General features: G+C 58.7%; 10 protein-coding genes and 2 pseudogenes. 8 read left to right on the top strand and 4 right to left on the bottom strand.

Annotation, left to right across the window (positions count from 1 at the left end; genetic code table 11):
- Positions 1–44: 44 nt before the first annotated feature.
- The 4 genes and pseudogenes from FHX10_RS13055 to FHX10_RS13045 form a co-directional block, all read right to left on the bottom strand.
- Positions 45–539: pseudogene (locus tag FHX10_RS13055) on the bottom strand (helix-turn-helix domain-containing protein); the annotation flags it as partial.
- A 178-nt stretch (positions 540–717) separates the two neighbouring features.
- Positions 718–1,728: an IS30 family transposase gene (locus tag FHX10_RS13050; protein ID WP_127429988.1), complete on the bottom strand. Its 1,011-nt coding sequence runs from the start codon at positions 1,726–1,728 to the stop codon at positions 718–720.
- A 151-nt stretch (positions 1,729–1,879) separates the two neighbouring features.
- A pseudogene (locus FHX10_RS35690) lies at positions 1,880–1,978 on the bottom strand (6-chlorohydroxyquinol-1,2-dioxygenase); the annotation flags it as partial.
- A gap of 233 nt (positions 1,979–2,211) precedes the next feature.
- Positions 2,212–3,114 carry a LysR family transcriptional regulator gene (locus tag FHX10_RS13045; protein WP_127429987.1) on the bottom strand — a complete coding sequence of 301 codons (903 nt, stop codon included), beginning with the start codon at positions 3,112–3,114 and terminating at the stop codon, positions 2,212–2,214.
- Positions 3,115–3,223: 109 nt separating this feature from the next.
- On the opposite strand from FHX10_RS13045, the gene FHX10_RS13040 reads away from it, so the two are divergent.
- The 8 genes from FHX10_RS13040 (at position 3,224) to FHX10_RS13005 (ending at position 12,038) form a co-directional block, all read left to right on the top strand.
- Positions 3,224–4,306, top strand: coding sequence for a 4-oxalomesaconate tautomerase (locus tag FHX10_RS13040; RefSeq protein WP_097623348.1), 1,083 nt, complete (start codon positions 3,224–3,226; stop codon positions 4,304–4,306).
- Between the two features lie 47 nt (positions 4,307–4,353).
- Positions 4,354–5,355 (top strand): ABC transporter substrate-binding protein, encoded by a 1,002-nt coding sequence (locus tag FHX10_RS13035; protein WP_127429986.1) that lies wholly within the window; start codon positions 4,354–4,356, stop codon positions 5,353–5,355.
- Positions 5,356–5,370: 15 nt separating this feature from the next.
- Positions 5,371–6,201, top strand: a complete 831-nt coding sequence (locus FHX10_RS13030; RefSeq protein ID WP_097544139.1) for an ABC transporter ATP-binding protein — start codon at positions 5,371–5,373, stop codon at positions 6,199–6,201.
- A complete protein-coding gene (locus FHX10_RS13025; RefSeq protein ID WP_097544138.1) occupies positions 6,185–6,961 on the top strand; it encodes an ABC transporter permease in 777 nt (258 codons plus the stop codon). Before FHX10_RS13030 ends, FHX10_RS13025 begins: the two co-directional genes overlap by 17 nt.
- A gap of 1,060 nt (positions 6,962–8,021) precedes the next feature.
- The gene (locus FHX10_RS13020) at positions 8,022–8,972 is read left to right on the top strand and encodes a GlxA family transcriptional regulator (protein WP_097623345.1); all 951 of its coding nucleotides are present in this window, start codon (positions 8,022–8,024) and stop codon (positions 8,970–8,972) included.
- A 679-nt stretch (positions 8,973–9,651) separates the two neighbouring features.
- Complete coding sequence (locus tag FHX10_RS13015) at positions 9,652–10,410, top strand: SDR family oxidoreductase (protein WP_127429985.1); 759 nt, start codon at positions 9,652–9,654, stop codon at positions 10,408–10,410.
- A gap of 497 nt (positions 10,411–10,907) precedes the next feature.
- On the top strand, positions 10,908–11,063 hold the full coding sequence (locus tag FHX10_RS13010) for a hypothetical protein (protein ID WP_210212240.1): 156 nt from the start codon (positions 10,908–10,910) through the stop codon (positions 11,061–11,063).
- 144 nt (positions 11,064–11,207) lie between these two features.
- Positions 11,208–12,038 carry an alpha/beta fold hydrolase gene (locus FHX10_RS13005; RefSeq protein WP_127429984.1) on the top strand — a complete coding sequence of 277 codons (831 nt, stop codon included), beginning with the start codon at positions 11,208–11,210 and terminating at the stop codon, positions 12,036–12,038.
- Positions 12,039–12,051: the final 13 nt, after the last annotated feature.

The raw sequence follows: 12,051 nt of genomic DNA, 5'->3' as shown, positions 1-12,051 counted from the left end.
CCGTCTTTCCCATCCCGCAAGACGGCAACGTCGAGGAATGCTCAAATCAGCTTGACGGATGGAATGCGATTAGACAACCACCAGTGATGCGAGCCATCGATCTGCACGAGCTCACCAAAGCAATCGCGCCGGCCACGCGGCTGGAAAACCCGCTTCTTACGCTCGCGTCGCGAGACCCATATGCCGGCCTCTGTCATCCATTGTCGTAACGTCTCCTTGGCGAGCGAGATGTGATGCAGTTCGATCAACTTCTCGCGCGCCAGCGTCGGGCCAAAATCGAGATAGCGTTCGCGGATCAGGTCTAGCGCCGCATTGCGAAACTCCTCGCTGTGGCGCCGATTGCTTGGCCGTGATCGCTTCTTCGAAACCAACCCGGCTGCACCGGAACGGTCATAGGCCTGCAGCAGCCTGTGCACCTGACTTCGGCTGAGCCCAAGCAGCTCAGCGGCCTGGACCACGCTCAGGCGCTGATCACGGATCTTTTGAATAACTTCGAGGCGATGCAATTCTTTCTGCGACATGGTGATCAAACAGGACATGACGACTCCGACCGCTCATGGTCTCGACCAGGCTGAAGGTCGTCATCCTTGCTCCCAACGTTGGCATTGACCAGCGCATCGAGAGGCGAGACTGTCGCATCTCTAACTGGCCCAACTGTCGCATTACTAAATAGCCCTGTGAGTTCATGGCGAACCGCGACTTGCGGAGCACTTCAAGCTATCCGGCATGTCTCATCTGGGCGAGCAATTTCTTTCGAAAGACCTCTGCCGGTGTTCGGTAGCCGAGGCATTTCCGCGGTGTTGAGTTCAGCCGGTTGCAGACCGCAGGAAGGTCTGCGTCCGTCACCGACAAGGGATCGACCTCTCTCGAAAGCCATTTGCGAACTCGCCCATTGGTGTTTTCGACGGTGCCTTTCTGCCAAGGCGATTGCGGATCGCAGAACCAGGTCTGGGTGCCGATGTTTGCTTGCAGATACGGCCAGTCGGTGAACTCGGTGCCGCGATCGAATGTGATCGAGCGGCGGGCAAGATGGGGCAGGGATTGCAGCGCGCGGATCAGCCCGTCCATGACAGGCCGGGATTGCCGATCGTTGTTGCGAAGGAAGATCGCAAAGCGGCTGACCCGTTCGACGAGCGATGTCACGTTGGCCTTGCCGAATTTCTTGCGGAACTGGATCAGGTCGCATTCCCAGTGCCCGAACTGCTTGCGATCGGCAACGACGTCCGGGCGGCGCAGGATGTTCAATTCCGGGCTGAAGCGCTGACCGTGTCGACGTCGAGCATGCCGCGGCCGGCGCCTGGCCCGGTGTTCCGGCAGGTGCCGCCACAGCTTGATCGCATGACCGTCCGAGGAATAGGCGAACTTATAGATCGTCTCATGGCTGACGGAGATCGGATGGCGCTCAAGCTGCAATCGGCCAGCGATCTGTTGTGGCGACCAGCCATGCATGATGCGCTCGATCACCGATTGGCGCAGCTGCGAGAACCGGGCAAGTTTGCGCAGCTTGGTACGCCGTTCTCGCGCCATGTCATGGGCCGTCACGCAGTAATAGCCGTTGAGATCCGGTATCAGCTTGTCGACGAACGTGTTGCGCTTGAGCTCACGAAAGATCGTTGAGCGATGTCGGTGCAGCTTCTCGGCGATCACGTCAACGCTGATGCCGGCCGTCCGCCAGCGAGCGATCTTGCGGCGTTCATCCAGGTCGATATGGGAGTAGGTGTGTCTCATTGCGCTTTCCTTGCGAGCGATAACCGATTGGCATCTTTCGCAAGTCGCACTTCATCCTTGAACCCACCCCCCTACAGTGATTTACGACATAATCCGCTATTATGGAACACCTTCGACCGTCTCGGGAGCAAGCTGCGCCTTTTCGCCCATAGAGCGCACCCAGCAGCTTGCCAACGGGTCCATCGTCTGCGATCGGGTAGTACTTTGGCTTCACCGCTCGAAACCAATAGCGGCCGTCGGCGCCGGTCCGGCCCTTCGCCGCCAGATAGGTGGCGAGGCGACGGTCAGCACCCGCGTTTCCAGCCACAAGCGTAATGACATGGTGGAGTCCGGCTGTACCCGAAGGCACCTAGCAGCCCAGCGAAGGCACCAGAAACTAGAGGGTGCTCGTCCGCTATGGCGATCTTTTTGAGCTGGCAACCGCATACACGAGCATTTGACTCAAAAGTAGTCGGGTAACCATCCCGGATTCCTTTCAGTTGCTCAGTTTCCTTCGGCCCACGTCCCAATCAACATTGTCATGAAGCGCTCGGCCGCGGGCGAAAGCGTCCCACCGCGACGACGCACAATGCCGATCGTTCGTGAGATTTGAGGATTGCCAATAGGTCTCGTGACGAGGAACGGGTGCTCTTCCTGTGGTGTGGCGAGTTTAGGCAGAACCGAAATTCCAAGCCCCGCTTCCACCAAACCAAGCGATGTCGAAAGATGTGTGACTTCATAGGACCAGCGCAGTTTCAGGTTCGACTTCGCCAGCGCGGCGTCAAGAAGCGTACGGTTGCCGCTGGACCGGTGAACTGTGATCAGTTGATAGGGCGCCAGATCGTCCCATTCGAGTTCGCTCTTCGCTGCCAGCGGATGATCCTTGCGTGCCGCCAGCACGAATGGATCTTCGATGAGCCTCTCGAAGATGAGGTCGGGATCTGAAAAGCCCATGATATTAATGCCGAACTCGACTTCCCCACGGGCGACTGCCTGCAGTCCGTCGGTGGCCGGGAGATCGAGAATGCGAAAACGAATGTTCGGATACTCGGCGCTGAATTGCTTGATGACGGTCGGCAAAAAATAGAAAGCAGCCGTCGGCAGACATGCGATTGTCACGAGGCCGCTGCGCTGAGATCCGACATCGCGCACCGCAAACAGCGACGTGTCGAACTCCTCAAGCATTCGTCGCACCAAAGGTATCAGTTCCGCGCCAAGGGCGGTTGTCGAGACATGACGCGTGGTGCGCTCGAGCAAAGGCGCCCCGATTGCCAGCTCGAGCTTCTGAATTCGACGACTGAGCGCCGGCTGGGACAGATTGAGCGCTTCGGCAGAGCGGTGGAAGTTTTCCAGTTCGACGACCGACAGAAACGCGCGCAGATCCAGTATCTCGCAATTGATGCTCATAACGCATCATTCCCTCTGATATTCGCATTTCCCATATCAATCATTTTGCCGCTTACTGCAACAAAGAAGCTGATTGATATATAAATCACATCAGTATGCGGGTACAACCATGAACGACCTGATTTCCATTCCCTGCGTTCTGATGCGAGGCGGCACCTCCAAAGGACCGTTCTTTCTCGCATCCGATCTTCCATCGGATTCGCGGCAACGCGATCAGATCCTGCTTTCAGTCATGGGTTCGGGTCACCCTCTGCAGATTGACGGTATTGGCGGCGGCAACCCCGTCACCAGCAAGGTTGCCATCGTCGGCCCGTCAACTGTGTCCGATGCTGATGTCGATTATCTGTTCGCCCAAGTCCGCATCGATCAGCAGTTCGTGGATATCTCGCCCAACTGTGGAAACATGCTTGCGGCCGTCGGGCCGTTCGCGATCGAGGCCGGACTGGTCAAGGCGGCGACGGGCGTAACCCGCGTGCGCATTCACAACGTCAATACCGGCAAACTCATCGAAGCGGAGGTTCCGACCCCCGATGCCCGCGTTGCCTACATGGGAGATGCCTCGATCGACGGCGTGCCGGGCAATGCGGCACCGATCGCGCTGACCTTCATGGATGCGGCCGGGGCACGCACAGGCAAACTTTTCCCGACCGGCAACCCGTGCGACACGATTGATGGCATCGATGTGACCTGCATCGATTGCGCCATGCCGATGATGCTGCTCGAAGCCGCCGCCCTCCGTGTGACGGGAAACGAACCTGCAGCCGAGCTTAACGCCAACGGCGCAATGCTGCACCGACTCGAAACGCTACGGCTTGAGGCTGGCCGTCGTATGGGCATGGGCGATGTCAGCAACCAGGTCACGCCCAAACCGGTGTTGATCTCCACTCCCAACAAGGGCGGAGATCTCGGCGTGCGCTATTTCATGCCGCACCAATGCCACCCGTCTCTTGCAACAACCGGCGCGGTTGGGATTGCCACGGCCTGCATCAGCGACGGAACCGTCGCTGCGCAACTGATCGGCAATCGCAAGCCGCCGGTCATCCTCGTTCTCGAACATCCAAGCGGTCGTTTGGAAGTAAAACTGGATACCCGCGACGGCAAGACAGTTGCCGGAATCCTGCGGACGGCCCGACGCCTCTTCGAGGGCCGGGTCTTTGCAAAACCTATCGCGCAAGTGGTTTGCGCTGCATAATCGGAAGTGGTTGCCGGGAGGGCGCCACGCATCAGGGAGGAATACACATGCGCAAACTTATACTCGCCCTTGCGGCAACGGTCGCTTTTGCCGGTTCGGCTTTTGCGGAACCTGTGCGCATCAGCGTCGGGTCCTACAACCTCAACAACCTGCCCTTCCCGGTCGCAGCTGGCCTAGGTCTTTACGAGAAGGAAGGTCTTGAGGTGACCGTCGAAAACTTCGCATCTGGCGGCTCCAAGACGCTGCAGGCGCTTGTTGCCGGCTCCACGGATATCGCTGTCGGCTTCTACGACCATACGATCCAGATGCAGTCGCAGAACAAGGCGGTGGTCGGCTTTGTCCAGCTTGCGCGCAATTCTGGCCTGGTTCTGGCCGGCGGGAAAAACTCATCCTTCGATCCGACCAAGCCGGAAACGATCAAGGGCGCGAAGATCGGCATCACCGCACCGGGATCATCTTCCGACTTCTTCGTGCGCTACTACCTGCAGCGCAACAATCTTTCGGCCGACGACATCTCGCTGATCGGCGTCGGTTCCGGCGCGGCCGCAGTCGCGGCCCTCGAGCAAGGTAAAGTGGATCTTCTGGTCAACTACGATCCCGCCGCGACCTTTATCGAGGCAAAGGGTGTCGGCAAGATTTTGATCGACGCCCGCAGCGACGAGGGAGCCAAGGAGATCTATGGCGGAATTTATCCGACCGCCGTCCTCTATGCGACAGAGGCCTATATCGATGAGAACCCGGAAACCATCCAGAAGGTCACGAACGCGACCGTCAAGGCACTGGCATGGATGAACACACATAGCGCGGAAGAGATTGTCGAAAAACTGCCGGAAGAATTCATCTCCGGCGACCGGGACACCTATGTGAAGGCCGTCCAGAATGCCAAGCCGATTTTCTCGGTGGACGGCAAGTTCAGCGAGACCGACACGCAGACGCCGTTGGCCGTCCTCAAGAGCTTCAACGAAAAGGTTGCTGCCGCAACAATCGATCTTTCCAAAACCTACACGAACGCTTTCGTGGACAAGGTAACGGATAAGACCACCAATTGATCCTAGGAGGAGGCCATGTCTTTGGCTGTCGTAAACCCCATGCCTATCCCGACGGGACAGCAAAATGCAAAGTCGATGGTATCGATCGACGCCGTGACAATGTCATTTGGTTCCTATGTCGCGGTGCAGGACGTCAACCTCACGGTTGCCGATGGCGAGTTTCTCGCCATCGTCGGCCCGACCGGTTGCGGCAAGAGCACTATTTTGAACGCGATCGCAGGTCTTCTGAAACCCGCGAGCGGTACGGTGACGATCGACGGCACGCCGGTAAAGGGCGTGCAGAATGACATTGGCTATCTCTTCCAGCAGGACGCGCTGCTTCCGTGGAAGACATCCATCGAGAATGTCGAGCTCGGCCTGATGTTCAGGGGTGTTGGAGCCACTGAGCGCCGTGAGCGTTCGATGAGCTGGCTTGCCAAGGTCGGGCTGAAGGGGTTCGAACACCGCTATCCGCACCAACTCTCCGGCGGCCAGCGTAAACGTGTCCAGATGGCGCAGGCCCTCATTGCCGGTCCGAAGGTGATCCTGATGGACGAGCCCTTCTCCGCGCTCGACATCCACACGCGGCACCTTATGCAGAATGAACTGCTGCGCCTTTGGCAGGAAGAACGCCGCGCCGTGGTCATGATTACGCACGACCTTGAAGAGGCCATCGCGCTGGGAGACCGCGTCGCCATTCTGGCCGCCGGCCCTCGATCGCGGGTCATCGAAAGTTTCCCGGTCGATCTCGAGCGGCCACGGGATGTGGCAGAGATCAAACTCGATCCACGCTTTATGGATCTGTATCGCAATATCTGGGCTTCCCTACGTGGCGAAGTGGAGAAAAGCTATGAACGTCGGGACTGAACGCACTATCCAGCTCGGTATGCTGGTTTTTATCCTCGGTGGCTGGCAGCTCGGCGTGACCGCCGGCTTCATTGATGTCTTCTTTTTCCCGGCGCCACTCGATATCTTCAATCAGATTGTCAGCTGGATCGTTGACCCGGGCTTTTACAAGCACGTCTCGATAACCCTGACGGAAACAGTGCTCGGTTACATCATTGGCACGGGCCTTGGTGTCGCCGCTGGTGTATGGCTCGGTCTCAGCCGGAGCGCCGCCCGGATCCTCGACCCGTTCATCAAGGGGCTCAACGCCGTTCCGCGCGTGGTGCTTGCCCCGATTTTCGTTCTTTGGCTCGGGCTCGGCCTTTGGTCGAAGGTGGCGCTTGCCGTAACACTTGTTTTCTTCATTACCTTCTTCAACGCCATGCAGGGCGTCCGCGAAGTCAACCCGGTGGTCCTCGCGAATGCAAGGATCCTCGGAGCCAAACCTTCCGATCTATTGCGGCATGTCTATTTCCCCGCAGCAGCAAGCTGGATCCTGTCGTCGCTTCGTACCTCCGTCGGTTTCGCGGTCGTCGGCGCCATCATTGGCGAGTATCTTGGCTCCTCTGCAGGACTGGGCTACCTGATCGCGCAGGCGGAAGGCAACTTCGACGCGGTGGGGGTGTTTGCCGGCATCATCATCCTGGCCATGTTCGTGCTCATCATCGATCGAATTCTCGATGTTCTGGAAGGCCGGCTCATCAAGTGGAGACCGAACGCCGCAGAAGAGAGAGCGGCGTAACAAATCGAATTAGTTTGCATGTGAGTTCTGATTGGGGGTGCCGCCATCGGCACTCCGTTCTTTTTGGCCTTGTGTTAGAAAGTACCGCCAGCTCCCGATTGATATGCTGGCTCAAAGTTGGAATCGTGGGCGTATTAAGCAGCCATTGGTTAACACCTCAATTGGATTGGCTTCCAAAAACGCGTTGACCACGTGGCATGCCTTATGATGCCCGCTTGTCCTGTGGTGACCTTGTCCGTCGGGATAAGCTTGAGTTCGGCGACAAGCGCATCGCGATACGGGACGATCTGCGTGATTGCCTTGCAGACGCAATACCAGCGCCAGATGCGTTGACGGCGAGTAGTGTACGATACCAGCTTGCGAAGTGCTGAAAGCTGAGTGTTCTACCATTATGTCAGGCTCATAACTGGACGAAGCGGCGGCGTATGTACAGCGGAACGGAAACATACCTCGGCACATTTGCGGAGAAGTATTTTGCGGCATTGCAATAGCTGATAACGCACTGCAATATAACTGTTACAAATCTGTGCAGTTGGGGTGCCGTGTGATGAGGATTTGCATCTATAAGTCGGAAAGAGCCCCTGAGCTTACCCTCTTGCTGCGAGAGGGCCTGCCTCTACCGCTCGATACCAAGATAGACAAATGGACCAAAATCAAGGTCGTCACCGACAGGGAAATGAGAGCAGACCTTTTGAATCAAGTTGGCGGCGCGGGGTACGCGTTAGTTCGGCTTGCCGCGATTAGGCAACATTAGGCAATAGCACTGCCTTGTTGCCGCGTTATCACGACACTGCCATCGCATCGCGAGGCTTTGTCTGCTGGAAACACGCACCCAGGCGCTCATGCGCGGACCGGCCGCCACATTGCCCACCTCGGACTGAAAGTTGCCTGGTGAATTGCCGCTCCAGAGCCAATACGAACCGTTGCTCGGCTCAACTATTAAAAATCTACTCTTTAGTAGCCACAATATGGTCGTTGCTCGATATCAACACCGACCCGGTCGTGTTGATTGACGTAAATGACTTGGCTATCGTCATTTTGCCATGTGGAAAGGAATTCTATGCGACGGATTGGCCTGATCCTTGAAGACGGGTTTCAGCTTATGGGGCTGGCGGCCCTTGCTGCCTTCGAACTCGCTAATGCCGAACTCGGCGAAGAAGGTTATCAGTTGACCGTCTTATCGGAACACGGCGGCACTGTCAGGTCTTCGATGAACACGGGCATCGAGACCGTGGCGCTGGGCGTCATGCCCGACACGCTGATGGTGGCGGGCGAACTCGTTCCCTCTCCCATCTCCTCAGGGCTGCGTGGCTATCTGGCGCGCGCCGGCAAGGAGGCACGCAGGGTTGCCGGCGTCTGCACCGGTGCTTTCGTGCTGGCTGAGGCCGGTCTGCTGGACGGCCGCACCGCCACCACCCACTGGGCGCATGCACCCAACCTCAGATTCCGATTTCCTAAAGTTACCGTAGACGAGGACCGAATTTTCATCCGCGACGGCAATATCTGGACCTCAGCCGGAATGTCCTCGGCCATCGACCTGACGCTGGCGCTGATCGAGGACGATCATGGATCGACCCTTTCGCGAGCGATTGCCCGCAAACTCGTCGTCTATCATCGGCGCCCCGGCGGCCAATCTCAATTCTCGGCGCTTCTGGAACTGGAGCCACGATCCGACCGGGTGCAGCGTGCCCTGACCTATGCCCGGGAGAACTTGCGCAATCCTCTCTCGGTCGAGGAACTTGCAGAAGCAGCCAGCCTGTCGCCCCGTCAGTTCAGCCGGATTTTCCGTGAGGAAACCGGTCAGTCACCGGCCAAGGCCGTCGAGATGCTGCGCCTGGAAGCTGCGCGCGTTATGCTTGAAGAGGGCCGGCATCCGATGGACATCGTGGCCCGTGATACCGGCTTTGCCGACCGCGACCGCATGCGCCGTGCCTTCCTGCGCAGCTACGGGCAGCCGCCCGCCAGCCTGAAGCGCAGCCTCAAACTGATGGAAGACAGCGCGGCGGCATGACCGGATTTGCCGTTCTCCGCCGATCGACGAGTCATCCACTTTGATAGCGCAGGCGTGGGCCGATCCGAAGGGCGCGCCCCCGAAACGATTGCCGGAATAGCAGCTGTCGCGACTGAGGTAATCGTCCGGCTTGTCGCTTCAGCATCAGGTCATGACACGCGGGGTCAACGACGCGACGAATTTTTATCCGGCTGGGGTGTTCTGTGGCAAGGCGTCGATTGCAAGGATTGCGGCGCATGCCCGTCCAGGACGACCGTGGTTAACCACAGAAGCTCTCCTCACCCAGAGCAATCTGCACTTGGCAGCGCGTTCTTTCCCAAGGCGAAGGATCCGCGCATGCCGATCCTGGTCGCCAGGCGCCCATGACGTGATGCCTCTCCTTCGTTCACTCACAGCAGGCGCCGGACGCCAGGCTGATCCTCTATCCTGATGCGGGTCACGCATTCCTGTTTCAGGAGATCGAGGATTTTGCCGTAAAGATCTATCTCTCCTCGCCTGAGGCCGCAACGTCACAGCCGTTCTAGGCAATACCCGGCCCCGTGCCGGGCTTTTATGTCGTCAAAAGGCCCATGTCCTGATTTGCCGTTTTTATGTCATTTGAGCCGCGACAGTCAGCACGCATAGTGAACCCATCGACGGCGCCATGGCGGCACGAGATTTGAAAGAGAAGGACGATTCCATGCAGATGACCGGCAACACAATCTTCATCACCGGCGGAACCTCCGGTATTGGCCGGGCGCTCGCCGAGGCATTCCATGTGCTTGGCAACAAGGTCATCATCGCCGGCCGGCGCAAGGCTCTGCTTGATCAAGTGGCTTCTGCCAACCCCGGCATCGATGGTGTGGAGCTCGACATCTCGGACGCGGCCGACATCGACCGTATCGCAGCACAGCTGGTCCACGACTATCCCACACTGAATGTCTTGATCAACAATGCTGGCATCATGCCGTTCGACGATCCTTCCGCGACCATCGATGACAGCGTGTCGCGCCGGATTCTCGACACCAACCTGCTTGGCCCGATACGCTTGACGTCCGCGCTGATCGAGCATCTGAAGGCCCAGCCGCGCGCGACGATCATCCACAACACCTCCGTCCTTGCCTATGTGCCAATTGCGACCAACGCCGTCTATTCGGCCGCGAAGGCCGCGCTGCATTCCTACTCTCTGTCGCAGCGCTTCATGCTGAGAGATACGAGTGTCACCGTGCAGGAAATCGCGCCGCCGTGGGTCGATACCGATCTCATCAAGAAGAGCGGCGATCCTCGCGCCATGCCGCTGAATGCCTTCATCGTGGAAACCATGAAGGGTCTTGCGACCGATGCGCCGGAGGTTTTCGTCGAGGGAATCCGCGCGCTGCGTGACAATCCCGGTCTGAACGAACACGCGCTGGTCAATGGCTTTAACGCCGAGATCGCCGCAAACCCGATCCCCTTCTGAGATCTCCATCCCGTCAGTGCCAGAGCCCGCAGACGGCGGGCTCTGACGTCAAGGAGCTTGAAAGCCATGTCTGCGTCGCTCGCCCACACCTCCCACGATGGATTTGTTCGCGCGGGATTCCTTGCGCTCGGGAGCTTCGCCATCGGCACCGAGGGTTTCATGATCGCGCCGCTCTTGCCGGTCATGGCCGAGGACTTCCGCATGGCCGTACCGGCGGTAGCCCATTGGCGTTCAACACGTCAACTATGTATTTTGGTTCTCCGTGGGAATCGGGCTTGGCGCAGCCGTCCTAGGCATGGGCGTCATCTGGGATATCGGCCTACTGGCGGCCTCGGCGGAACTCGTCGCCTTCGCAGTGAATGCCGTCTTCGTCAGCAAGCGATGACTGCGATCGACAGATCGGACGCTTTCCTCCTGTCACAGCAATCGCCACATCCTCATCCCCTCGCCCACCGGCGATCATTTCGCCACGGAAACAGCTCGAAAGGAGCAATCCTATGACCCCTCGTATCGACACTCCGGCCGCCACCGCTGCGACCGGCGAAACAGCCGATGTCTTTGCCGCGACCCGCAAGTCCATCGGCATGGTTCCCAACCCCTATGCCGCCGTCGGCAGCCTCAACACCTCGGCCCTGCAGGCGATGCACAAGTGACGACTTTCGTGCTTCTCGATGTGCTGGCGGCCGTATCGCCAGGCACGTCCTGAATTGCAGTCTTTACGTCATTCTGAACAGGCCTGCCAAAACCTATCCTCTACGAACACACATCCAGCAACGGATGACGCAAAGGAACTGATCATGAGCACGACCCTCGAGACGGCCCCGACACTCCACGTTCAAGCTGGCGGCATCCGCTTCGCCTACCGCAAGCTTGGAGCAGAAAGTGGCGTTCCGCTTGTCTTCTTGCAGCATTTTACCGGAACCATGGATGCCTGGGATCCGCGCGTGGTCAATGCGCTTGCCGCCGACCGGCCTGTCATCGTGTTCAACAATGCAGGCGTGGGGACATCCACCGGCAACGTTCCCGACACCGTCGAGCAGATGTCTGCCGATGCCGAAAGCTTCATGGCGGCGCTTGGCCTGACCGAAGTCGACCTTCTTGGGTTCTCGCTCGGCGGCTTCCTCGCCCAGGTGATCGCTGCCGGTTCGGCGGTCAAGGTTCGGAAGCTCGTTGTCGCAGGTTCCGCCCCCGGAGGCGGTGAGGAACATCTCCTGCAGGTGGTTCAAGAAGCATTTTCGAAAAACGCCCGGGACGTGCGCCTTCCCCTCTTCTTTACGCCGAGCAAGGCGAGCCAAGCCGCAGGTTCCGCCTTTGTCGACCGCGCGGCCGCCCGCAGCCAAGGCCGCGACCCCGAAAGCGGTGATGCCGTGAGCAACCCGCAGGCGGCCGCGATCATCGCGTGGTGTGCAAACAAAGATGCCGACCACGCAGCCTTGAAGGCCATCCGCCAGCCCACCCTTATCGTGCATGGCAGCGACGACACGATGTTTCCGGCAGTCAACGCCTACGAGATGTTCAAGCACATGAGCAGCGGAACATTGATCATCTATCCAGACTCCGGCCACGGCGCTCTCTTCCAATACGCCGACACCTTCGTCGCGCACGTCCAGACCTTCCTTAACGCCTGAACGCTCATCCGCA

The sequence above is a fragment of the Rhizobium sp. BK591 genome (genome assembly GCF_014195045.1).
Taxonomy (GTDB): Bacteria; Pseudomonadota; Alphaproteobacteria; order Rhizobiales; family Rhizobiaceae; genus Rhizobium; species Rhizobium anhuiense.
The sequence above is the reverse complement of the archived record's forward strand: the minus strand, read 5'-3'. Positions and strand labels throughout refer to the sequence as shown.